At 63.7% G+C, this 23424-nt stretch carries 18 protein-coding genes; 11 read left to right on the top strand and 7 right to left on the bottom strand.

Translation table 11 applies throughout. From position 1 onward, the window contains the following. Nucleotides 1-2 precede the first annotated feature (2 nt). Complete coding sequence (locus NTU39_RS20305) at nt 3-476, bottom strand: MarR family winged helix-turn-helix transcriptional regulator (protein ID WP_150662332.1); 474 nt, start codon at nt 474-476, stop codon at nt 3-5. 210 nt (nt 477-686) lie between these two features. On the opposite strand from NTU39_RS20305, the gene NTU39_RS20300 reads away from it, so the two are divergent. From NTU39_RS20300 to NTU39_RS20265, 8 genes are all read left to right on the top strand, one after another. Further along, entirely contained in the window at nt 687-1856 is a 1170-nt protein-coding gene (locus NTU39_RS20300) for an acyl-CoA dehydrogenase family protein (protein WP_150664252.1), read from the top strand. Continuing rightward, on the top strand, nt 1857-3260 hold the full coding sequence (locus tag NTU39_RS20295; protein ID WP_257958422.1) for an MFS transporter: 1404 nt from the start codon (nt 1857-1859) through the stop codon (nt 3258-3260). It begins immediately after the preceding gene. A gap of 355 nt (nt 3261-3615) precedes the next feature. Continuing rightward, nucleotides 3616-6093, top strand: a complete 2478-nt coding sequence (gene nirB, locus NTU39_RS20290; protein WP_150664251.1) for a nitrite reductase large subunit NirB — start codon at nt 3616-3618, stop codon at nt 6091-6093. 9 nt (nt 6094-6102) lie between these two features. Continuing rightward, nucleotides 6103-6468, top strand: coding sequence for a nitrite reductase small subunit NirD (nirD, locus tag NTU39_RS20285; protein ID WP_150664250.1), 366 nt, complete (start codon nt 6103-6105; stop codon nt 6466-6468). A 66-nt stretch (nt 6469-6534) separates the two neighbouring features. Continuing rightward, nucleotides 6535-9234 carry a nitrate reductase gene (locus tag NTU39_RS20280; protein ID WP_257958421.1) on the top strand — a complete coding sequence of 900 codons (2700 nt, stop codon included), beginning with the start codon at nt 6535-6537 and terminating at the stop codon, nt 9232-9234. A gap of 65 nt (nt 9235-9299) precedes the next feature. Beyond that, entirely contained in the window at nt 9300-10067 is a 768-nt protein-coding gene (cobA, locus tag NTU39_RS20275) for a uroporphyrinogen-III C-methyltransferase (protein WP_257958420.1), read from the top strand. A gap of 28 nt (nt 10068-10095) precedes the next feature. Further along, complete coding sequence (locus NTU39_RS20270) at nt 10096-10671, top strand: ANTAR domain-containing response regulator (protein ID WP_039404017.1); 576 nt, start codon at nt 10096-10098, stop codon at nt 10669-10671. A 9-nt stretch (nt 10672-10680) separates the two neighbouring features. Continuing rightward, nucleotides 10681-11880, top strand: a complete 1200-nt coding sequence (locus NTU39_RS20265) for a CmpA/NrtA family ABC transporter substrate-binding protein (protein ID WP_257958419.1) — start codon at nt 10681-10683, stop codon at nt 11878-11880. Between the two features lie 12 nt (nt 11881-11892). Here NTU39_RS20265 and NTU39_RS20260 read toward each other — a convergent pair whose 3' ends face one another. Beyond that, nucleotides 11893-12153 carry a hypothetical protein gene (locus NTU39_RS20260; RefSeq protein ID WP_150664246.1) on the bottom strand — a complete coding sequence of 87 codons (261 nt, stop codon included), beginning with the start codon at nt 12151-12153 and terminating at the stop codon, nt 11893-11895. Nucleotides 12154-12430: 277 nt separating this feature from the next. Then, entirely contained in the window at nt 12431-12772 is a 342-nt protein-coding gene (locus NTU39_RS20255; RefSeq protein ID WP_150576401.1) for a zinc ribbon domain-containing protein YjdM, read from the bottom strand. Nucleotides 12773-13403: 631 nt separating this feature from the next. On the opposite strand from NTU39_RS20255, the gene NTU39_RS20250 reads away from it, so the two are divergent. Beyond that, nucleotides 13404-13811, top strand: coding sequence for a hypothetical protein (locus NTU39_RS20250; protein WP_150664239.1), 408 nt, complete (start codon nt 13404-13406; stop codon nt 13809-13811). A gap of 107 nt (nt 13812-13918) precedes the next feature. Here NTU39_RS20250 and NTU39_RS20245 read toward each other — a convergent pair whose 3' ends face one another. Genes NTU39_RS20245 through NTU39_RS20235 form a run of 3 tightly spaced genes read right to left on the bottom strand, consistent with a single transcriptional unit; the run spans nt 13919 to nt 15604 of the window. Continuing rightward, nucleotides 13919-14437, bottom strand: a complete 519-nt coding sequence (locus NTU39_RS20245) for a phage tail protein (protein ID WP_150664238.1) — start codon at nt 14435-14437, stop codon at nt 13919-13921. A gap of 12 nt (nt 14438-14449) precedes the next feature. After that, nucleotides 14450-14983, bottom strand: a complete 534-nt coding sequence (locus NTU39_RS20240; RefSeq protein WP_150664237.1) for a phage tail protein — start codon at nt 14981-14983, stop codon at nt 14450-14452. 9 nt (nt 14984-14992) lie between these two features. After that, complete coding sequence (locus NTU39_RS20235; protein ID WP_257958418.1) at nt 14993-15604, bottom strand: phage tail protein; 612 nt, start codon at nt 15602-15604, stop codon at nt 14993-14995. Between the two features lie 352 nt (nt 15605-15956). Between NTU39_RS20235 and NTU39_RS20230 the strand changes: the two genes are divergently transcribed. Continuing rightward, nucleotides 15957-21359, top strand: a complete 5403-nt coding sequence (locus NTU39_RS20230) for an IPT/TIG domain-containing protein (RefSeq protein WP_257958415.1) — start codon at nt 15957-15959, stop codon at nt 21357-21359. 63 nt (nt 21360-21422) lie between these two features. Here the strand turns inward: NTU39_RS20230 and NTU39_RS20225 are convergent, their stop codons facing one another. Continuing rightward, on the bottom strand, nt 21423-21923 hold the full coding sequence (locus tag NTU39_RS20225) for a PaaI family thioesterase (RefSeq protein ID WP_246184546.1): 501 nt from the start codon (nt 21921-21923) through the stop codon (nt 21423-21425). A 79-nt stretch (nt 21924-22002) separates the two neighbouring features. On the opposite strand from NTU39_RS20225, the gene NTU39_RS20220 reads away from it, so the two are divergent. Continuing rightward, the gene (locus NTU39_RS20220; RefSeq protein WP_257958414.1) at nt 22003-23388 is read left to right on the top strand and encodes an aminotransferase-like domain-containing protein; all 1386 of its coding nucleotides are present in this window, start codon (nt 22003-22005) and stop codon (nt 23386-23388) included. Nucleotides 23389-23424: the final 36 nt, after the last annotated feature.

The raw sequence follows: 23424 nt of genomic DNA, 5'->3' as shown, positions 1-23424 counted from the left end.
GACTACTTCTTGGGGAGTTCCATCGCGAGGATGGACCCGTCCGGGTCCGCCGCGCGGTTGAGCGTTTCGAACACGCGCAGCACGGCATCGAAATCTTCCCGGGGGATATTCGCGAACACCTTGGCACGCAACTGGCTGAGTTCGACTTCGAGCTTTTCGGCGAGCGTTTCACCCGCTTCGGTGAGCCGCAGCGCATTGGCGCGACGGTCGCTGGCGTCCACTTCGCGCACGACCAGACCGGCCGCGCACAACTGATCGAGCAGGCGCACGAGCGACGCGCCTTCGAGCCCGACGTACTCGGCCAGCTCGACCTGACGCACACCCTGGCCAAGACGGCGGATGAACAGCAGGGGGCCGGCGCTCGCCGCGGAGATGCCGTATTCGACAATCGCGCCCTGCGATAACTGGCGCCATTGTTTGCCCGCCAGCAGCAGATGGCTGGTGAAGACAAAGCGGAGCGATTCTAGGGAGGTCATGGCGAAAGATTATATGTTAACTAATAATTAGGATGCTAGCTAATAGGCTGTTGCGAAATCCGTGGGAATCGTGGGAAGCCTCGGGCAGCATCCTTGGCAGAGGCTGACGTGGCGTGCCTTTCGGCGATGTCGGCGGGTAAGATAGCGGCATCCGGCGCGCAGGCTTCACGCCCGTCGCCAAGTGTTACGACATATTTCAAGGGACGCCCAATGACATCCAAGGGACTGGATAGCGAATCGTTCGAGCTGCTGCTCGCTGCGGTCCAACGCTTCATCCGCGAGCGGCTTGTGCCCGCCGAGAACGACGTCGAGGAGCACGACGAAGTGCCCGCCGTCATCGTCGAAGAGATGAAAGAGATGGGACTGTTCGGCCTGTCGATTCCCGAGGAGTTCGGCGGGATCGGTCTGTCGATGGTGCAGGAAGTGCGCGTGGCCTATGAGTTCGGGCAGACGTCGCTGGCGTTCCGTTCGGTGTTCGGCACGAACGTCGGCATCGGCTCGCAGGGCATTCTGATGGACGGCACCGACGCGCAGAAGCGCGATCTGTTGCCGCGCGTGGCGAGTGGCGAACTGATCATGTCGTTCGCGCTGACCGAGCCGGACGTGGGATCGGACGCGGCTGCGCTCAAGACCCGCGCGGTGCGCGACGGCGACGTCTATGTGCTCGACGGCGTGAAGCGTTTCATCACCAACGCGCCGCGCGCCGGGGCGTTTACGCTGATGGCGCGTACCGGCGGCGAGGGCGCAGGCGGCATTTCGGCGTTCATCGTCCCCGCTGACACCCCGGGCCTGTCGCTGGGCAAGGCAGACAAGAAGATGGGGCAGCGCGGCACGAAGACCTGCGACGTCGTGCTGCAAGGCGCGCGCGTCCCGGCGGCGAACATCATCGGCGGCGAAGCCGGTAAGGGTTTCAAGACGGCCATGAAGGTACTCGACCGGGGGCGTCTGCACGTGGCGGCGCTCGCCTGCGGCATGGCGCAGCGCATTCTCGACGAGTCCGTGGCCTATGCCCGCGAGCGCAAGCAGTTCGGCGAGCGCATCGGCGACTTCCAGTTAGTGCAGGCGATGCTCGCCGACAGTCAGGCCGAACTCTACGCCGGGTGGTCGATGGTGCAGGACTGCGCCGCGCGATACGACGCGAAGCCCGTGGGCAAGCGCGACGCCGACGTCAGCACGCGGGCCTCGTGCGCCAAGCTGTTCTGCACGGAAATGGTCGGACGCGTGGCGGATCGCGGCGTGCAGGTCCACGGCGGGGCGGGCTACATCAATGAATACAAGGTCGAGCGCTTCTATCGCGACGTGCGTCTGCTGCGTCTGTACGAGGGCACCACGCAGATTCAGCAGCTCATCATTGGCCGCGCGTTGATGCAGAGGGACTGAGTGAGCCGACGCGCGCTGCCCTTTCTGGTGGCGTCGACGTTCTTCATGGAGAACCTCGATGCCACCATCATCACCACGTCGCTACCCGCCATGGCGACGGACTTCGGCGTCGCGCCGTCGCAACTGTCCATCGGTCTGTCGGCTTATCTCGTTGCACTCGCTGCGTTCATTCCGGCGAGCGGGTGGCTGGCGGACCGGCTCGGGCCGCGCCGCGTGTTCCCCGCCGCCATCGCGCTTTTCACGCTGGCGTCCGTGCTGTGCGCGATGAGCACAAGCCTCGGCATGTTCACCGCCTGCCGGGTGCTTCAGGGGCTGGCCGGGGCAATGATGGTGCCTGTCGGGAGACTCGTCGTGCTGCGCAATACCCCCAAGCCGGAACTGGTGCGTGCCATTGCAACGATCACATGGCCGGGCCTCGCCGCCCCCGTCCTCGGTCCCGCGCTTGGGGGCTTCATCTCGTCGACGTGGAGTTGGCACTGGATCTTTCTGATCAACGTGCCGCTGGGCCTCGCGGCATTCGCGGGCGCGTTGTGGTTGGTCGGCCCCTCGCCGGGCGAGCGCAAGCCGTTCGATCTGCCGGGCTTCGTGATGAGCGGCGTCGGTGCCAGCTTGCTGATGTTCGGCGTCGAGCTGGCAAGCCGCACGCCTGCCGACTGGCCGATGGTGATCGGTTGCCTCGCCATCGGATTGCTCTCGATGGGCTGGTCGATCCGGCACTTCCTGCACACGCCGCACCCGCTCATCAATCTGGCGGCCATGCGCGTACAGACGTTTGCCGTGACGGTGTGGGGCGGTTCGCTTTTTCGCATGACGATCGGCAGCGCGCCGTTTCTGCTGCCGCTCATGTTCCAACTGGCGTTCGGTCTGAGCGCGGTGACGTCCGGCCTGCTGATGCTCGCACTCTTCGCGGGCAATCTCGGCATCAAGCCCGCAACGACACCGATCCTTAAGCGCTTCGGCTTCCGTCGTGTGCTGCTCGGCAACGGTGTGCTTGTCGTGATCGGCTTTCTGATGTGCGCCGCGCTGTCGTCGACGACCCCGTTCTGGATCGTCGCGCTCGTGCTGCTGTTCGGGGGCATCTGCCGGTCGATGCAGTTCACCACGCTTGCCACGATGGCATTCGCCGACGTGCCACCTGCCGACATGAGCGGCGCTGCGACGCTGTCTTCCGCGCTTCAGCAGATGATGACGGGCATGGGCATCGCGCTTGGTGCGCTCATCCTCAAGTTCACGGAAGTGGCGGGTGTCGCACCGTTCAGCACCGCGAGTTTCCGTTGGACGTTCGTCGTCATGGCGGTGATTGCGTTACTCGCACTGATCGACGGCATGCGCCTGCCGCACGACGCTGGCGCGCAAGTCAGCGGACACAAATCGTCAGGTGCCAAACCGAAGGAAGCCAGTTGACGCACCGCGTGCAGGCATCAAGTTGGTGCGCGCGGGGCTGCGGCCCAGCGTCATGCACTGGTGCGGTGCAACAGATTTAACGTTTTTTAGCGCCACTTTCGGGCGTTTCCCATAGACAACTTCTGATCTTCTCCTTGCCCGGTAACGCTCGGCGGGCGATATCCCACGTGCTGGCACGCTTGTTGCGTTAGCGTTAGTGCCAGCGGCAAAGGCGTCGCCGGCAAAGAATTCAGGTGCGACGTCAGGCGGGACAGCCTGCGACGTACCCACAGGACAACGGCGTCCCTCTGTGCTTCGGCACGGATGGACGCCGTTTTGTTTTTCGGGCGCTGCAGGCGCTACAGGAGAAGACAGCATGCGCAAACCTCGTCTGGTCGTCATCGGCAACGGCATGGCCGGCATCCGCACGCTCGAAGAGCTGCTTGAGATTGCACCGAACCAATACGACATCACCGTGTTCGGCGCCGAGCCGCATCCGAACTACAACCGTATCCTGCTCTCGCCGGTGCTCGCTGGCGAACAGGCGTTCAAGGACATCGTGCTCAATCCGCTCGACTGGTATGCGGAGAAGGGCATCACGTTGCATCTGGGCCGCGAAGTCACGCAGATCGACCGTCGGAGCCGTGTGGTGCGCTGTGCCGACGGCACCGAAGCGCCTTACGACCGTCTGCTCATCGCGACCGGCTCCAGCCCGTTCATTCTGCCGGTGCCGGGCAAGGATCTCGATGGTGTGATCAGCTATCGCGACATCCGCGACACCGAAATCATGATCGAGACGGCCAAGGTGAAGCGTCACGCGGTCGTGATCGGCGGTGGACTGCTCGGTCTGGAGGCGGCCAACGGCCTGAAACTGCGCGGCATGGACGTCACGGTCGTGCATCTGGCCGACACGCTGCTCGAGCGTCAGTTGGACAGCACGGCGGGCAAGCTGCTGCAACAGTCGCTCGAAGCGCGCGGCCTCGCGTTCCGTCTGTCGCATCAGACGTCCGAGATTCTCGGCGACGACAACCGCTGCGTGCGCGCCGTGAAGTTCAGCAACGGCGACGAAATCGCGGCGGATCTCGTGGTGATGGCCGCAGGCATCCGCCCGAATACCACGCTGGCGGAAGCGGCCGGTTTGCACTGCGCACGCGGCATCGTGGTGTCGGACACGCTGCAAACCTACGATCCGCGCATCTACGCCGTGGGCGAATGCGTGAGCCATCGCGGCGTGGCGTACGGTCTCGTCGCGCCGTTGTTCGAGCAGGCCAAGGTCTGCGCGAATCACCTCGCGTTGATGGGCATCGGCAGCTATCGCGGCTCGGTGCTCTCCACGAAGCTCAAGGTCACGGGCATCGATCTGTTCTCGGCGGGCGACTTTCTGGGCGGCGAGGGCACGGAGGAAATCGTGCTGTCGGACCCGGCGAGCGGCGTCTACAAGAAGCTCGTGATTCGCGACGACAAGCTCGTCGGCGCCTGTCTGTATGGCGACACGGCGGACGGCGCGTGGTACTTCAAGCTGCTGCGCGAAGGGCGCACGCTGGGCGAGTTGCGCGAGCGCATCATGTTTGGCGAGTCGAGCGTGGGCGACGTCGGCACGCAAGGGCAGAACCGCGCGTCGGCCATGGCCGATACCGACGAGGTCTGCGGTTGCAACGGCGTTTGCAAGGGCACCATTGTTAAGGCCATCACCGAGAAGGGCCTGTTCACGCTCGACGAAGTGAAGAAGCACACCAAGGCCGCCAGTTCCTGCGGCTCGTGCGCAGGGCTGTGCGAACAGATTCTGATGAGCACGCTCGGTTCGACCTACGACGCCGCGCCGAAGGAGAAGGCCGTGTGCGGCTGCACCGACCTGTCGCACGCAGATGTGCGTCGTGCGGTGCGCGAGCATCGCCTGACCACGCACCGCGCCGCCTTCGACTTCCTCGAATGGCGCACGCCCAACGGCTGCGCAACGTGCCGTCCGGCGCTGAACTACTACATGCTCAGCACGTGGCCGAAGGAAGCGGTGGACGATCCGCAAAGCCGCTTCGTCAACGAACGCGTGCACGCCAACATCCAGAAGGACAACACGTTCTCCGTCATCCCGCAGATGAAGGGCGGTGTGACGAATGCGAGCGAACTGCGCCGCATTGCAGATGTGGCCGACAAGTATCAGATTCCGATGGTCAAGGTCACGGGCGGTCAGCGCATCGACTTGCTCGGCGTGAAGAAGGACGATCTGGTGAACGTGTGGCGCGATCTGGGTATGCCGTCGGGTCACGCTTACGGCAAGTCGATCCGCACGGTGAAGACGTGTGTGGGCAGCGAGTTCTGCCGCTTCGGCACGCAGAACAGCACGCAGATGGGCATCGATCTGGAGACGATGCTCGCGAACATGTGGTCGCCGCACAAGGTGAAGCTGGCCGTGTCGGGCTGCCCGCGCAACTGCGCCGAAGCCGGGATCAAGGACGTGGGCGTGATTGCCGTCGACTCGGGCTGGGAGCTGTATGTGGGCGGCAACGGCGGCATCAAGACGGAAGTGGCGCAGTTCCTCGTGAAGGTGAAGACGGCCGAGGAGGTCAAGGAGTACACCGGCGCGTTCCTTCAGTTGTATCGTGAGGAAGCCTACTACCTCGACCGAACGGTGCATTACCTCGATCGCGTGGGCCTCGATTACGTGAAGCAGCGCGTGGTGGCGGACGCCGCCAATCGTCGTGCCCTGTATGAGCGTCTGTTGTTCTCGCTCGACGGACTGCCCGACCCGTGGCAGGCGCGTATCAACGGCGCGCAAGCCAACGAGTACCGGCCGCTCACGGCGACGGCGCAGAGCGCAACGCCTGCCGACGTCGCGACCGAAACCACGACTGCCTGAGGAGATCCCATGACGACGTCATCCCAACCGATCTGGCTGCATGTCTGCGACGTAAATGCGATCCCGCGTCTGGGCACGCGTGTGCTGAACCACGCAAGCGGCAACATCGCACTGTTTCGCACCGAGAGCGACAACGTCTTCGCGCTGCGCGACAAGTGTCCGCACAAGGGCGGCGCGTTGTCGCTGGGCATCGTGCACGGCGAGAAGGTGACGTGTCCGCTGCACGCCTGGAACATCGATCTGACGACGGGCGAAGCCTGCGCACCGGACGTCGGTTGCGCACAGCGCTTCCCGGTGCGGATCGACGCGGGCGAGGTGTATCTGTCGATTGACGAGACGGTGAGCACTTCCGCGACCGAGACGGTAGCGGCCTGACGGTTGCCGCTTTTTCATCGGTTTGCGCAACACCCACGACACATACAAACAAGCGCCGGAGTCCCCATGACAACCCTCACGCAAACCACCTGCTGCTACTGCGGCGTCGGTTGCGGCATGCTCGTCGAGAGCGACGGCGAGCGCATCGTCGGTGTGCAGGGCGATCCGAACCACCCGGCGAACTACGGACGACTGTGCAGCAAAGGCATGACGCTGCCGCTGACAGCGCAGTCGCTCGCCGGACGCGTGCTGATGCCCGAGATGCGCGCCACGCGCGATGCCGAGCGCGTCCCCGCAACGTGGGACGCCGCGCTGGAAACGGTGGCGTCGCGCTTTGCCGACGTCATTCGCCGTCACGGACCGGACTCGGTGGCGTTCTACGTTTCGGGGCAGTTGCTGACCGAGGACTATTACGTCTTCAACAAGCTCGCGAAAGGGCTGGTGCGCACCAACAACATCGACACGAACTCGCGACTGTGCATGTCGAGCGCCGTGAGCGCGTACAAGATGGCGCTCGGTGCCGACGGCCCGCCCACGTGCTACGACGATCTCGAAGCCGCCCGCACTGTGATCTTCGCGGGCAGCAACATGGCGTATGCGCATCCGGTGCTGTTCCGGCGTCTGGAAGCGGCGAAGGCCGCCGATCCGTCGATTCGCTGGATCGTGGTCGATCCGCGCCGCACCGATACGGCGGCGATGGCGGACCTGCATCTGGCAATCGTGCCGGGTACGGATGTCGCCCTGTTTCACGGCATGCTGCACCACCTCATTTGGGAAGGGCGCATCGACCGTCGCTATATCGATGCGCACACGGAAGGGTTCGACGCCCTCAAGCAAGTGCTGCGCGCCTATCCACCGAAGCTCGTCGCGGATATCTGCGGCATCGAAGAGTCGGCGTTGCGTCAGGCGGCGGACTGGTTCGGGGAAAGCCCGGCGGCGCTCTCGCTGTATTGCATGGGACTGAATCAGTCGAGCCACGGCACGGAGAAGAACCTTGCGCTCATCCATCTGCATCTGGCAACGGGGCAGATCGGACGCGCCGGTGCCGGGCCGTTCTCGCTGACCGGTCAGCCCAACGCCATGGGCGGACGCGAAGTCGGCGGACTGGCCACCATGCTCGCCGCGCATCGCGATATCGGCAATGCGGCCCATCGGGCCGAAGTCGAACAGCTCTGGGGCGTGCAGGGACTCTCCGACACGCCGGGCCTGCCCGCTGTGGAGATGTTCGATGCGGTGCGCGACGGACGTATCAAAGCAATCTGGATCGCCTGTACGAACCCTGTGCATTCGATGCCGGACAGCGCACGCGTGCGCGAAGCGCTGGCAACGGCGGAGTTCGTCGTCGTGCAGGAAGCTTTTCATCAGACGGATACGGTGCCCTACGCGGATGTACTGCTGCCCGCCGCGAGTTGGGGCGAGAAGGCCGGTACCGTCACGAATTCCGAGCGCCGGATTTCGCGTGTGCGCGCGGCGATCCCCGCACCCGGCGATGCGCGCGCTGACTGGTGGATTGCGAGCGAAGTGGCGCGACGTCTCGCACCGAAGCTCGACGCGTCGCCCGAGCCGTTCGCGTTTTCGTCCATCGAGACGATCTTCAACGAACATCGCACGCTCACGCTCGGCCGCGATCTCGACATCGGCGGCATCGATTACGCCTTGCTGGAGCGTGACGGTCCGCAGCAGTGGCCGTATCCGGCGGGCGCAGCGCGCGGTGCGGCCCGGCGCTATGAGAACGGCGTGTTCGCGACCGGCGACGGCCGTGCGCGCTTTCACGCGTTCGAGTATCGGCCGGTGGCTGAGCCGATCAATGCACGGCATCCGCTGCGTCTGATTACGGGACGGTTGCGCGATCAGTGGCACGGCATGAGCCGCACAGGGCGCGTGGGGCAGTTGTTCGAGCATGCCCCTGAACCGGCGCTGACGATGCATCCTGCGGATGCGGCGCGTCGCAGCTTGCGGGCGGGCGACTTCGTGCGCCTGTCGAGCCGTCGCGGTGAACGGGTGCTGATCCTGACGGTGAGCGATGACGTGGCGTCGGGCACGGTGTTCGTCCCGATGCATTGGAGCGGTCAGTTTCTCGGTGGCGGTGGCGTGAACGACACCACGATCGGTACCGTCGACAAATACTCGAAGCAACCGGAATTGAAGCATGCAGCGGTGCGCGTCGAACCCGTGACGTTGCCGTGGCGCGTGGCGGCGGTGCGTCGTGGCGATGCGCTGCAATTGCACGCGACCGTGCAGCCGTTGCTCGCGGAGCGACGGTTCGCGACGGTGCGGCTGGAGGGCGACGACCGGCTGGTGGTGACGGCTGCCGACGCTGAACCGGATGCCGATTGGCTGGAGCGTCTGCATACGGCGTTGGCCCTGCCGCGAGACGAATCGCTGCTGGAGTATCGCGACGCGCGCCGTGCAATGACCAAGCGCGTTGCTTGGTGCAACACGCTCATCGACGGTGTGCTGGTCGCGGGCAGCGAGGCGGATATTGCGGGATCGACGACGTTGCTCGCACGCGTGAAAGGGGCGTCGCCGTGGACGCGCGCACGTCACGCGGTGTTCGTCGCCGATAGCGGGCCAGCGGTGCCGCGGGATCGCACCGTATGTCAGTGCAAGTCGGTGACGGCGTCGAGCATCGACGCAGCGATTGCCGCCGGGGCCGATGTCGCGCAACTGAAGGCGAAGCTTGGCTGCGGGACGGTTTGCGGTTCGTGCGTGCCGGAGTTGCAGCGCATGTGTGCGGCGTCAGCGGTGACGACGAATGCAGCTTAAGTGTCGTGAGCGACGAGCCTCCATGCACGACATCGAGGATGTAAAGGAATCAAGGGAGAACGATCATGAAGAACGGCAAAGTCACTCTGCTCAGCGCCGGACCTGGCGCGCTCGATCTGCTGACGTTGCGCGCGGCACGCGTGCTCGGCGAGGCGGACGTGTTGCTCGTGGACGATCTGGCCAATCCCGAGATCGCCACGCTCGCACCGCGGGCGCGCGTGATTGCCGTGGGCAAGCGCGGCGGTTGCCGCTCGACGCCGCAGGCGTTCATCGAACGGATGATGTGCCGCTTCGCGAAGCGCGGCGCGCATGTGGTGCGGGTCAAGGGCGGCGACGCGCTGATGTTCGGTCGCGCGGGCGAGGAAATGACGGCGTTGCGGCGTGCGGGCGTGCCGGTCGAGATCGTCAACGGCATCTCGTCGGCGTTCGCGGCGGCGGCCGGTCTGGGCATATCGCTCACGCACCGCGATCATTGCGCGGGCGTGACCTTCGTCACCGCGCACCGGCAGGACGGCAGTGCCCCGAACTGGTCGGCGCTCGCCGCGACGGGCACCACGCTGGCGATTTACATGGGACTGCATCGGGTGGAGGAGTTGAGCGCGACGTTGCTGGCGCATCTCGATGCAGACACACCGGCGGGCGCGGTGCAGTGGGCGGGCACACCGCAGGAGCGCCGCATGGTGACGACGCTGGGGCGACTGGCGGCCGACGTGCGCGCGCAAGGATTCGCCAGTCCGTCCATTCTGCTCGTCGGCGGAGCCGTGGGTGAGGCGTCGGTAGCGATGGGCGAGATGGGCGTAGTCGCTGAGGAAGTTGTCGCTCGTGCCGCCTGACGTTCCCGTCACCAAGAGCGAGCACGGCATGCTGCGCGTGCTGCTCGTGACCGACACCGACAAGCCGATTGGCGAGTTGCGGGCGGCGCTCGCGCGTCTGGGATGCGAGATGCTGGCCGAGGTCGCCAAGCCGCAGGCGTTGCCGCGCGTGGTGGAGAGCGAGCGGCCGGACGTGGTCATCATCGATACCGAGTCGCCGTCGCGCGACACGCTGGAGCAGTTGGCGGTCATGAATGCGGCCGCACCGCGTCCGGTGCTGATGTTTTCCGCCGACGGCAATCAGTCGCTCATTCGTGCGGCCGTCGACGCCGGGGTGACGGCGTATTCCGTCGAAGGGCTGGCAGCGGACCGTCTCGCACCGATTCTCGAAGTCGCGCTCGCGCGCTTCGCCCATGAGGAGAAGTTGCGCGCGCGACTGGCCAAGGCGGAAAGCGAACTGGCCGACCGCAAACTGATCGACCGCGCGAAGCGGCTGCTCATGGACCGGCGGCGGATTTCCGAGCAGGAGGCCTACGCCATCCTGCGCAAACGGGCGATGGATCAGGGCGAGAAGCTCGTCGAAGTGGCGCGCCAGCTCGTCTCGATTGCCGAATTACTGGGATAGACACTGCACATGTCGACGTCATCATGGTTGGCTTCCGATGGGCCATCGCCGGACCGGCAAGATCGAATTTCGGACGATGTGCCGGAGAAGCGTCATTTGCGTGTGGGGTTCGTCGCGCTGTCGGATGCTGCGCCGTTGGTCGTGGCAAAGCGTCTGGAGCTAGGGCACGAGCATGGACTTACGCTGGAACTGAGCCGGGAAGCGTCCTGGGCGGCGATCCGTGACAAGCTGCTCACCGGTGAGCTGGACGCGGCACATTCGCTTTACGGGCTGGTCTACGGCGTGCAGCTGGGCATTGGTGGGCCGCGCGAGGATATGGCCGTGCTCATGGTGCTTAACCGCAACGGACAGGCAGTGACGGTGACCCCGTCGCTAGCGGACGCGCTGGCTGAGACGGGCGATCTGCGTGAGGCATTGGTGTCGCTCGGCCACAAGCCGGTATTCGCACAGACGTTCCCGACAGGCACGCACGCGATGTTCATGAATTACTGGTTCGCTGCGCAGGGCATCGATCCGTTGCGCGACATTACCAGCATGGTGATTCCGCCCGCGCATATGGTCGCGGCGATGGAAGAGGGCGGGCTGGACGGTTTCTGCTGCGGCGAGCCGTGGCACGCGGTGGCGCAGGCGCGCGGGTTGGGCCGGACGGTCGCGGTGTCGAGCGATATCTGGCCGAATCACCCGGAAAAAGTGCTCGCCTGCCGACGGGACTTCGTCGCCCGTTATCCGAAGACGGCGCAAGCGCTGGTGCGCACGCTGCTGAGCGCGTGCCGGTGGCTGGACATGCCGGGGCACCGGGCGGAAGCGGCGGGCTGGCTGGCGGAGCCGGCGTGGGTGGGGGCGCCGCGCGATCTGATCGCGGCGCGCTTGCTGGGGGATTTCGGACGCTTGTCCGGTCGGCACGCGTTATTGCCGGTGAGCTTCTTTGACGGTGGCGTGGTGAATTACCCGCATCCGTCGGACGGGATGTGGTTCGTCTCGCAGTACCGTCGTTGGGGGATGGTGGGGGACGATGCGGTCATTCATGCCGCGCAAACGGCGGCGAAAGTGAATCAGACGGACCTGTTCGCGGCGGCGGCGCGCGCGGAGGCGGTGCCGGTGGTGTCGGAGGCTAGCGGCGAAGTGTTGTGCGATGGTCGCCGGTGGGATGCGGCGAGTGCTGCCGATCTGACGGCTTACATCGATGGATTCGCCATTCGGGCGCGCTGAGCGGTCGGCGTCTTACTGTGCGAAGACGTCGCAATCGACGCCGCCACGCGCAAGGCAGGCGCGCACGGCGCGTTCGCGGTGACGGTGATGCATGTTCAGGTGATAGACGAGTGCGAGCAGGACGACTTGTCGCGACACGTTGGCGAACACGGGTTCGAGCCCGGCTGCGCGGGCCAGTTCACGGCGCAGGACGGGGTGCAGACAGGCGAGGGCGAGGATCGCGAAAGATCCGGGCACTGCGAGAAACGCCGCTAAAGCAATCTTCTTTTTCATGGCCGTCGTGTGTGGTGAGGGCGTTGTGAGGACGCACCTGCTGGAGACGGTTGGGTTCTTAACGGAAACCGGCGCACCGATGTGCGCCGGTTTTTCCATTTTGGCGGGCGTCTCCTCCCGTCTCACTGCATCACAGCATGTGTGACAGTGTAGGGAGCCGCCTCATTTCGATAAACGCGCGAAAATGAAAGCCTCTCTTGCGTAAAGTGAGGGGAATCATGTCAGGGAAATACTGCGTCGAAGGGGCAAAGCGGTGCTGGCCCTGCGACGCGAGGCTTTACACCTTCTTCACGAACTCCGTTTTCAGGCTCATTGCACCGAAGCCATCGATTTTGCAGTCGATGTCGTGATCGCCGTCGACGAGGCGGATGTTCTTCACTTTGGTGCCGATCTTGATCGTGCCGCCGCCGCCTTTGAGCTTCAGGTCTTTGATGACTGTGACGGTGTCGCCGTTTTGCAGAATTGCGCCGGTGGCATCGCGATAGACGCGCTCCGTCGGCTCCGCCGCAGCTTCGGCCTGTGCAGACCATTCGTTGCCGCATTCCGGGCAGATGCACATCCCGCCGTCTTCATACGTGAATTCGGAGTTGCATTTCGGGCACGGGGGCAGAGCGCTCATTAGATATTTCCCTGAAGTAATGCGAAGGCAATAAGAGCGCGAGAGTATAACGGTGTCGGCCGGGGGATTCCTTGCGTTGGCTCAAGGGCGGGGGTGATCCTGAAGCGCGCGTACAAGTCCCATCGGCTAAAGAATGCCGATGGTAAGACGTTAAATGGCCTGTGTTCACTCTTTCCCACCAGATGTCATGCCTTCGACTTTGATGATCCATTCCACTAAGCCGGAGCGTCGCGTGAAGCCCGGTTTCAACTGGGCCGCGCTGCTTTTTGGATCTCTGTGGGCACTTTCGGAAGGGCTCGTGCGCCGAGGTGGGCGTTTGGTTGCCGTTGACTGCCTTGTTGGAGTTCTCTGGTCCATCGGATATCCGGCGACGATGTTGGCCGGGAGTGCCGTGTTTATCGTGAAGAACGTAGTTGTCGCTCGGTCCGGTGGGGCGTGGCTGCAACAACATCTCGCAGATCAGGGTTATCGCGCGATCTCGTAGCCTGTGCCGTTTTTTGGGGGGGCGCACACAGGCGTTGAAATCCCTAATGGCTCCCGGGCGTCACACCGGCGATACTGGTTTGGCCGATAATGGGCGCCACGCCCGCCATTCCCTGTCGTACGCCCCCTTAATTGCGCTGTCCCCGTCATGGCCGCCGAGATTCAGATTCCCATTCGTACGGAGTGCCCGCCCGGTGCCTGCACCTGCGAGCGGGAAACGCTCTTGCAGGGTGCGGGAAGCATCCCGCCCATTCTGAAGCTCACGCAAACCGAGGAAAAGAAGCTGATCGCTCGCATCGAGGCGATTTCCAGCTACAGCGATCTGAATCGCATGATCGGATTGATGCATGCTCAGCTCGGCATTCAGTTGCGCATCACGCCAAGCCCGAACGAGGTCAAAACCCTTCGCGGCATCATCATTCAATTGGACGCGCAACCCGGCTTGTGTCGGAAAACCCGCGCCAACATTCCTGCGGCCATTCGACGCTGCCTCGACGCCCGCCCCGAAATCGCCTTCGCTATTCTCGACTCGCACGATTTGCTTGGCGGGATTTGATGCCGCATCGATAAAAAAGCCCGTCGCTAACTGCCGACGGGCTTTCAATGGCGCACCGATATCTCTTATCTGTGGGGCGCTGGTTATTTGACCATTGTCGTCCGACCTCACGGACGCGGCGGGTATTCTCCACGCTCCAATGCGATGCAAAAATTCATCGGCAGGAACGGTTGCATATTGTTGTGTGCCGCGCCTGCGCCAACGGCACTCATCGTCTTTGGCGACAGCGACACGAGCGATGACGCAGAATCCTCCACGAAGGCGTTCGCGCCCGCCGAGATGAATCGGGCAGGCAACTTGTCGTCGCCGGTCACATTGCCCGGGCGCGTGTTGTTCGTATAAGCGGTGTGCGTATGCGACGGCATGTTCTCGTCAGTCAGCGTGACCGTCGTCGCGCCTTGAATCTTGCCCAAGTCACCCGCCGCATTCATCCCCTGCGCCACATATCCCCGGAGATCGGGAACGGCGAACGTGAGCCTGCCGTCACCACCGAAGCGATTGCCGATCACCGCGAACAACACCGGATAGGAACGTATTTGGAACAGCGAGCCGTCGCAAAATGCCCAGTAGGCAGGCGGGTAGTTGCACCCGAAGATGCGAATTTCACCAATGTAGTATTCGTCCATTTTTTGCTCTGGTCAGCCCTGCGACGGATAGATCCCGTCCACGGCGATGATGTAGTTCAGCGTCGCCGTGGGCATGAGGTTGTTGTGAGGCGTCGGTTCTGCGGTGCCCGACGGCTTGATGGCCTTCGGCGACAACGCGGCCTTGCCGCCCGGATTGCGCGCACCCGTGTCGTAGAAGTTGGCTGCGGTTTTGGCCAGCATGACGCCTTCGCCCGGCGTCGGCGTGGTGGCATCGCCGGTCGTCGCATAGACGTCATGCACGTGGCCCGGCACCTCGGTCGACTTGAGCGTGACCGTGGCGCTCCCGAGCTTTTGCCCCAGCACGCGATTGCTCAGCCCCAATCCCTGCCCCATGCCGATCGGCACCTGATTGCGCAGATCCGGCAACGCGAACCGGCTAACGCCGTCGCCGCCGTAGGTCGTTCCGATCAACGAGAACAAGACTTCAAAATCCGAAATGTTGACGAGCGTCCCATCGCAGATCATCCAGCCAACCGGGGCGTAGCTGCCCGCGAACAAGCGGATTTCTCCATAGTAAGGTGTCATGTCGAACTCCTAGCCGCGCGATGGGTAAATGCCGTTGATGCAGATCATGTAGCTCATGACCAGCGACGGTTGCATGTTGTTGTGGCCGACCGCGTCGGACGTTGTGCTACAGGCTTCAGGCGATTCCTTGACGAGCGTTTGCTCCGTCGGCGCGCCATACAACGCAGCGCCGTCAACCGTTTTTACATCGGCGACCACAGCGCTTTTCGCAAACAGCCGGTTCTTGTCGGTGCTGGCGATAGGCTGGGTTCCGCTGTCCGTCGCGGCCTGAAACGAATGGGTGTGAACGGGCGTTTGCGCCTGCGTTAGCGTGACGGTCTCTTCGCCACCGGGAACGCCTTGTGTGTAAGTCCCCGGCAGACGGTGCATTGCGACGCGCCCGCGCAAATCCGGCAGCTTGAAGGTGTTTCTGCCATCTCCCCCGTATTGAATCCCCAGGACCGAAAACAGCGCCTGATTGATATTGACGTTCATCAGTTGTCCTGCACATGGCGCCCAATCGCGCGGCGACATACCGAACGCAAACAACCTAATTTCCCCGAGATAAGCTTCCACTGGTTCTTCCTCGTTATGTGGCAGTGCCACGATTTTTTGATGAGTTGTTGGCGCGAATTGTGCCATCGAGATCCGGTGATTTAAATTGTTTTGGCAGTGCTATTTTTTAGTTTCATTATTTGAAACGGTCGTTTTAATTTTTCTCATGTGCCGAAAAATGAAGGGTGAAAGCGTCGGTGAAAACCCTTGATTCGCTGGCGCTGCGTTTGAATTTTGTAAGTACTCCTTGACACGCATTTTCATGTTTTTTACCCTTCCCACGCGTTCGCACGGTGTCGTGAGGTGTCGGTAACGATTAATAAAAAGTACCGAAATGTGTGATAAAGCGCTTTGGCGTTTTATTTGGCGATATCGAAGCGATTGGTAAAAATAACAATGTGACCCCTGGGCCTGTGCAGGTCAGGGGTTCGGGGAAAACATGTCTTCCAGCATTCGCTTGCGCCGCGCTGAGCCCGGCGCTCGTCCCGGGTTATCCACGCTTTGGCTTTTCTGGCTGAAGGTTTTGCTGGCGATTGTCGCGAGCGTCGGGGCGTCGTCTGCGATTGCTGCGCCGTGTACGTTCAACTGGAACGCGGCACCGGCGGGACAGTCCGTCTATACGATTACAACGGCCGACCCTAATTTGGGCGCTTGCGACCCTACGCGAGAAGGTCTTTACAGCACAGCGGGTGGTGACACGACGGCACTCGTGGCCGCAGACGGGTCAACCCTTCAGGCGGATCTTACTGTTGCGACAGCGGATTACCCGTTGATATTCACGCCGAGCCCGGCGACAACGAACACGAGCTGGACGTTCACGATGTATCAGGTGACCGGCGCAGCGAGCCCGGTCACGATCAATATCACGCGTCAACTCGGTGTCCCGCTACCTAGCAGCACCTCTCCCTCCAGCGGGCCGACGGGAGGGGGCAATACAGTTGTCATCACCGGGACGAACTTTGTCCAGGGGACTCAGGTTTTCTTCGACGTCAATGCGGCCACGAGTGTGACGGTGAACAGTCAGACTCAAATCACAGCCGTCGCACCAAGTCACGCCGCAGGCCCGGTCAGCGTGGGGGTGGCAAACAATGGCGGGTCGTCGGCAGGGAGCAATTTGTACACGTACGTCCCGCCACCGGCGGTGACAGGGGTTTCTCCGACGCAGGGTTCGACGGCCGGCGGCACGAGCGTGACGATCACCGGTACGAACCTCGCCGATGTCACAAGCGTTAGCTTCGGAGGATCGGCGGGCAGCATCACATCGAAAACGGCCACACAGATCGTCGCAACAGCGCCTGCGGCGAGTGCAGGTACCGTCGATATCACGGTGACCTCACCGGGCGGCACGAGTGCGATCAGTGGCGCCGATCAGTTCACTTACGTCAACGTGCCGACGGTGTCCAATGTCTCACCGAGTTCGGGGCCAATAGGTGGCGGCACGACGGTAGCGATTTCCGGCAGCAACTTTGTCGCTGGAAGCACAACGGTGAAATTCGGCGCGACGACGGCTTCGGGCGTGAGCGTCTCCAGCGCTTCGTCGCTGACGGCCATCGCACCGGCCGGTGCTGCGGGCACGGTCGACATCACCGTGACGACCGCTGCCGGGACCAGTGCTACGGCCGCGAGCGACCAGTACACCTATGTCGCCCCGCCCTCGCTCTCAGCCACTTCACCTTCGACAGGTCCAACGGCAGGGGGGACGTCCGTCACCATCACAGGCACCAATTTCACTTCGGGATCGACGGTGACCATCGGCGGGACAGCGGCCAGCTCAGTTACGTTCAATAGCGCGACGTCACTGACCGTGACCACACCTGCGCACGCGGCAGGCGCAGCGGACATCGTCGTGACAACGGCGGGAGGGTCCGTGACGCAGGTCGGCGGGTTCACGTTCATATCGCCCCCGGCAGTGTCGTCCGTCTCGCCCACGGAAGGGCCGACCGCCGGGAACACGGCGGTGACCCTCTCCGGGACGAACTTCACGGGCGCGTCGCAGGTGACGTTCGGTGGGACTTCGGCAAGTTTTGTCGTCGTCAACGCCACACAGATCAGCGCAACGGCACCGCCGCACTCCGTCGGCACCGTCGACATCCGCGTGACGACGCCCGGCGGCACGAGCGCTACCGGCCCCGGCGATCAATACACCTACACCGCAGTGCCGACGGTCACGTCGATTTCGCCGACGTCGGGCAGCGGCAGCGGGGGTACGAGCGTGACGATCACCGGTACCGGTTTCACCCCGTCGTCCACCGTGAAGTTCGGCACGACCAATGCCACGAACGTCTCTTACAACAGCAGCACGACGCTGACCGCCAATGCACCTGCGGGTACCGGCACGGTCGACGTGACCGTCTCGACGTCGGGGGGCACGAGCGCGACCAGCGCCAATGACAGGTTCACGTATATTGCTGCGCCGACGGTCACAGGTCTGTCGACGAACATCGGGTCGACTGCGGGCGGCACGTCCGTGACGGTGACGGGCACCGGGTTCACCGGGGCGACGGCCGTGAAGTTCGGCGCAACGACGGCGGGATTCTCCGTGAGCAGCGACACGTCGATCACGACCACGTCACCCGCCGGATCGGCCGGGGTGGTGGACGTCACCGTCACCGGTCCCGGGGGGACGAGCACCACAGGGGCGGTCGACCGCTTCACGTACATTGCGCCGCCGAGCGCTGCGTCGATATCGCTTAGCAACGTGCCGTTCAACAGTTCAGCCGTGCCCATTCCGGTCGATCTCTCGAATCACATCACGTCGGTGGCTGTTAGCACAGGGGCCGCCCACGGCACGGCCGCGGCGACGGGTACGACGCTGACTTACACACCGACGCCCGGTTACTCCGGAACGGATACGTTCACCTACACCATGACGAACGTGGCCGGGACATCGACCCCCGGGACCGTCACAGTCACGGTGCTGCCGTCGACATTTGCGTACACGCCATCGGCACCTGCTGCCGGTACGGTCGGCGTGGCTTACAGCACCACGTCGCTGGCGTCGGCATCGGGGGGATCGGGGACGTATAGCTATGTCGTGGTTTCAGGCGCTTTGCCGACCGGTCTGACGCTGAGTTCCAACGGTACGCTTTCCGGTACACCCGGCGCGACAGGCACCTTTAGCTTCTCGATCAAGGCGACCGACACCGTCACGACGACCAACCCGCCGGTCACCAGCAGCTTGCTGACCATGACGATCGGCGTACCGACGATCACGTTCACGCCGGTGGTCCTGGCGGATGCGACCGCCGCCGTCCCTTACTCGCAGACGGTTCAGGCAACTGGCGGCGCGATGCCTTATACGTATGTGATGACCGGGACATTGCCTACGGGCCTGAGTTTTAACCCGACCACGGGCACGATCAGCGGAACACCGACGCAGACATCGGCCGGCACTTCCGTGACGCTCTCGGCAACGGACGCCAACCATTTCTCGGCTTCGATCGGATACAGCTTGCGCGTGCTGGGGCCGAATCTGAACATCACAACCAGTTCGCTGGCCGTCGGGACGCTGGGCGTGGCTTATACCCAAGGCATCTCCGTTTCGGGCGCGAACGCGGGCTACACGGTGACGGCGACCGGGCTGCCGAACGGCTTGCAGCTCACGCAATCCGGCGGCAATTACTCCATCACGGGGACGCCAACCGCAGCGGGGGCATTCTCCGTCACGATCCGGCTCGATGACTCGACCACAGGCACCGGCGCACCGTTCTCCAGAACTGTCACGCTGCCCCTGAACGTCAACACGGGATCGATGACGCTGACGCCGAGCGCGCTACCCACGCCCATCGCCGGTCAGGCGTACACCCAGACGTTCACGGCGACGGGCGGTGTTGCACCTTATCGCTACACGGTCACCACCGGTGCGTTGCCCGCAGGGCTCACGCTCGACCCGGTCAGTGGCGTGTTGTCCGGCACGGCGACGTCGACCGGCACCAGCACGTTCACCGTCACGGTGAAGGATTCGAGTACCGGGCCGGGCACGCCGTTAAGCGCGCTGCAAAGCTACAACGTCAACATCACGGGCCAGGTCGCATCGGCCCCGGCCGTGCAGACGCAGACGCTCTCCAGCGCACCTGTTTCGTTCCGCGCGACGGCCAATGCCGTGGGTGGGCCGTTCACGCGCATTGCGATTGCGACGCCGCCTGCCAGCGGCACGGCTGTGGTCAACGGTGAGGACATCGTCTATACGCCGACGCCGAGCACCAACGGCGACGTGACGTTTGCCTACACGCTGACCAACGCGATCGGTACGTCCGCCCCGATTCCGGTGACGGTGACCGTGCGTGCCGTACCGGTGACGGCCGGACCGCAAGAGACGTCCGTCGCCGCTAACGGCACGGCGGACTTCGATATCACCACGGGTGCCACAGGCGGACCGTTCACTGGCGCGAATGTTGTGTCGATCTCGCCTGCGAATGCCGGGACGGCAACGATCGTCAGCACATCGGCAGCACCCGCCGCAGCGGGTGTCGCGCGTGCCGCCGTCGCCACGGGTAATAAGTACACGCTGCGCTTCGTACCGGCGGCGGCGTTCGCGGGTGTCGCCGTGATCACGTACACGGTGTCGAACGCCAACGCGACGTCGGCCCCGGGCACGGCGAAGGTGACGGTCGCGCCGCGTAAAGACCCGACGACCGACCCCGATGTGACCGGCCTCATCGGCGCACAGGTCGAGGCCGCTCGTCGTTTCGCCACGACGCAGATCGGCAACTACAACCAGCGTCTTGAAATGCTGCACGGTAAGGGACGTGCGCCGTCGAGCAATGGGTTGAACGTGGTATTACCGTCGGCGGATCGGGGTAACAGTCGTGACCCGGCGCGCTGCCAGGACGTCGTCGGCATTACGGATCGCGACGCCTGCCTGCGTGGAGAAGTGAGCCCGACGGCGATGAACAAGGCGAAGAGCCTCGACGTGCGCGACAAGTCGGACAAGACTGCGGGCACGAGCGGCACGAGCGGCATTGCCACGGGCGACGGTCCCGACCTGCCCGGCGAAGGCGAGAATGGCGACCAACGCTTCGCCTACTGGACGGCCGGTACGGTGGACTTCGGTTTCGCCAATACCGCCGCCCAGCGCTCTGGCTTCAAGTTCACGACCGGTGGTGTGACGATGGGCGCGGACTATCGCTTCTCCGACCAGTTCTCGCTGGGGGCAGGCGTCGGTTACGGACACGACTCGACCGACATCGGCAGTTCCGGCACGCGCAGTACGGGCGACAGCTACAGCGGTGCGTTGTACGCGAGCTATCGTCCGATTCCGGTGCTCTTCGTCGATGCCGTCGCAGGTTACGGCACGCTGAGCTTCGATTCGCGCCGCTGGGTCATCGACGCGAACGACTTCGCGCGCGGCAAGCGCAACGGGCAACAGTTCTTCGGCTCTTTGTCGGCGGGTTACGAGTACCGGACCGACGACTGGCTGTTCTCGCCGTACGGACGTCTGACGGCATCGCGCTCCACGCTCGATCAGTACAGCGAAACCGGTGCGGGGCTGAACGCGCTCACGTACTTCAAGCAGAACGTGAACACGCTCTCCGGCACACTGGGCGTGCGCGCAGGTTTCGCGAAAGCGACACGCATCGGGACGTTCTCGCCCTACATTCGCGTGGAGTTGCAGCACGACTTCAACGGTCAGAGTCTGGCGGGGCTGGCGTATGCGGATATCGCGTCGAGCGGGCCGGTGTACTTCGTGCCGGGCAGTCCGTACGGCAGCGACCGTGTGCAAGTCGGCGCGGGAACGAAACTGCGCACCGGTACGCTCATCTTCGGGCTGGATTACAGCGTAACGACGGGGATGGGCGGCTTGCAGCAAGGTTTCCGGTTGACGTTCACGGCACCGTTCTGACGGTCGTCGTCATTGGTTGAACAGGCCCGCCGGTCTCGTGATCGGCGGGCTTTTTACTTTTTGTCACCGCCCCTTCGCATGCTCGCCGCGCAGGGTCATGACGGCGCTGTCCACGCGTGCGACGACCTTGCCGTCCTCACGCAGGATGTCGCACTGATAGTGCGAGACGGTGCGCCCGCGATGCGTCGCCCACGCGCGTGCCAGCAGACATGCGTCCCACACCGGGCGCAAGAACGTCGCCTTCAGATCGATGCTCGTGAACGTCTCGCCTTCGCCCATGAGCGTCGAGTGCGCGGTGCCGATGGCCGCGTCTGCCAGCTCGCACAGCAGGCCGCCGTGTACGGTGCCTTGCTGGTTGCCGTGGATCTCAGGGTGAGTATTGAGTTCGATGACGGCGAGCGCCTCGCCGACTTCCACGATTCGAAAGCCGAGGAATTGCGAGATCGCCGTCGGGTAGCGCATGTGGAGGGATTCGTCTGCGTTGAGTGTGCCGTCAAGCATCCGCTGCAAGTAGGTCAGCACCGGGTATTGCGCGTCTTGGGGCATGTCGGTCGTCTGGGGCATGGCGGTCTCGTTTGACGTTTGCGATCTGCAGTGTCGCCGCCTAGAATCGGACAATCAAGAAATTGTCCTACGTACAGTCATGACCGATTCCCCCGTCTCCTCGCTTGTCCAACGCCTGTCGGACGATATCCGCAGCGGTGTGCTGTCGCCGGGTTCGGCACTGCCGACGCATCGAAAACTTGCGTCGCAGTACGGCATTGCAATTGCGTCCGCGACCAAGGTCTACGCGAAGCTGCGAGATCTGGGGCTGGTCGTCGGCGAGGTGGGGCGGGGGACGTTCGTGCGAGATCGTCCGATGCAACGCGAGTGGGACGTCGACGACGAGGCGCGGTTGAGTTCCAGCGCCGTGGATCTGTCGTTCAACCATCCGTCATGGCCGGATCAGAGCGAGTTGCTGCGCGCGACATTGCGTGAGCTGGCGACGGCTGGCGATCTCAGTGCGCTGATGCATCAGCAGCCGCCCGGCGGTCGGCAACATGAACGCGAGGCGGTGGCGGCGTATCTGCGTCGTGCGCGAGGGATCGACGTGACGGGGGAGTGCGTCTTTCTCGTCGGTGGCGCGCAACAAGGCCTCGACGTCGTGGTGCGAACGGCGTTGCGCCCGGGCGATGCTGTGGCCGTCGACGCGTTGACGTATCCGGGATTCAAGATGACGGCGTCGCTGGCAGGGCTGGCGTTGAAGCCCGTCGCGGCGGGGCATAGCGAGCATAGCGAGCGTAGTGTGCCAAGCGCGCGAAGCGGGCATGTGGTCCCCGATCTCGACGCGCTGGAAGCGGTGTGCCGTCGCCATGCCGTGCGGGCCATCTATACGATGCCGACGTTGCACAACCCGTTGGGTTGGGTGTTGAGCACGGCACAGCGTCGGCGATTGGTCGAGATTGCGCGACGTTACGATTGCCTGATCATTGAAGATGCGACTTATGCGTATCTCGTTGATAACGCGGGACCGTCCATCGTCACGCTCGCGCCCGAGCGTACGTTTTACGTGTCGAGTCTCTCGAAGAGCGTGGCGACGGGCTTGCGCTTCGGGTATGTCGTTGCGCCAGAGACGTATGCAGCGCAGGTCAAACGTGTGGTGCGGGCGTCGTACTGGAGTCTGTCGAGTGTGGTTACGGCCATCGCGACACGCTGGCTCGCGAGTGGTGACGTCGAGCGTCTGGAGGGACGTCAGCGCACGCAGGCGAAGTGGCGTCAGACGGTTGCCCGTGAGGCGTTGCGCGGCATGGAGGTGGTCGCGAATCCGTCGTCTTTGTTTCTCTGGCTGCCGCTGCCCGAAGGGTTGCGTATGGATCGGGTGGCGTCCGCGCTGGCTGCGCGCGGTATCGCTGTATCGAAGGCGCAGGCTTACGCGACCACGCGGCACGCGCCTCATGCCCTTCGGCTGGGATTGAGTTCAATGAGCGAGGCGCAGGTCGCACCTGTGCTCGCCGAGGTGCGTGAGGTCATTGAGCAGATGCCGTTTTGATGGGATTCGCCGGTTCTCCGGCATCGCAGGAATCGA

The organism is Pandoraea commovens, from assembly GCF_024704525.1.
In the GTDB taxonomy this organism is placed as follows: domain Bacteria; phylum Pseudomonadota; class Gammaproteobacteria; order Burkholderiales; family Burkholderiaceae; genus Pandoraea; species Pandoraea commovens.
Note: the sequence above shows the minus strand (reverse complement) of the source record. Positions and strands in the feature narration are given on the sequence as shown.

Coding starts and splice junctions, on each gene's coding strand:
- NTU39_RS20305 (WP_150662332.1), bottom strand. CDS start 476: ATGACCTCCCTAGAATCGCTCCGCTTTGTCTTCACCAGCCATCTGCTG.
- NTU39_RS20300 (WP_150664252.1), top strand. CDS start 687: ATGACATCCAAGGGACTGGATAGCGAATCGTTCGAGCTGCTGCTCGCT.
- nirB (WP_150664251.1), top strand. CDS start 3,616: ATGCGCAAACCTCGTCTGGTCGTCATCGGCAACGGCATGGCCGGCATC.
- nirD (WP_150664250.1), top strand. CDS start 6,103: ATGACGACGTCATCCCAACCGATCTGGCTGCATGTCTGCGACGTAAAT.
- NTU39_RS20280 (WP_257958421.1), top strand. CDS start 6,535: ATGACAACCCTCACGCAAACCACCTGCTGCTACTGCGGCGTCGGTTGC.
- cobA (WP_257958420.1), top strand. CDS start 9,300: ATGAAGAACGGCAAAGTCACTCTGCTCAGCGCCGGACCTGGCGCGCTC.
- NTU39_RS20270 (WP_039404017.1), top strand. CDS start 10,096: ATGCTGCGCGTGCTGCTCGTGACCGACACCGACAAGCCGATTGGCGAG.
- NTU39_RS20265 (WP_257958419.1), top strand. CDS start 10,681: ATGTCGACGTCATCATGGTTGGCTTCCGATGGGCCATCGCCGGACCGG.
- NTU39_RS20260 (WP_150664246.1), bottom strand. CDS start 12,153: ATGAAAAAGAAGATTGCTTTAGCGGCGTTTCTCGCAGTGCCCGGATCT.
- NTU39_RS20255 (WP_150576401.1), bottom strand. CDS start 12,772: ATGAGCGCTCTGCCCCCGTGCCCGAAATGCAACTCCGAATTCACGTAT.
- NTU39_RS20250 (WP_150664239.1), top strand. CDS start 13,404: ATGGCCGCCGAGATTCAGATTCCCATTCGTACGGAGTGCCCGCCCGGT.
- NTU39_RS20245 (WP_150664238.1), bottom strand. CDS start 14,437: ATGGACGAATACTACATTGGTGAAATTCGCATCTTCGGGTGCAACTAC.
- NTU39_RS20240 (WP_150664237.1), bottom strand. CDS start 14,983: ATGACACCTTACTATGGAGAAATCCGCTTGTTCGCGGGCAGCTACGCC.
- NTU39_RS20235 (WP_257958418.1), bottom strand. CDS start 15,604: ATGGCACAATTCGCGCCAACAACTCATCAAAAAATCGTGGCACTGCCA.
- NTU39_RS20230 (WP_257958415.1), top strand. CDS start 15,957: ATGTCTTCCAGCATTCGCTTGCGCCGCGCTGAGCCCGGCGCTCGTCCC.
- NTU39_RS20225 (WP_246184546.1), bottom strand. CDS start 21,923: ATGCCCCAGACGACCGACATGCCCCAAGACGCGCAATACCCGGTGCTG.
- NTU39_RS20220 (WP_257958414.1), top strand. CDS start 22,003: ATGACCGATTCCCCCGTCTCCTCGCTTGTCCAACGCCTGTCGGACGAT.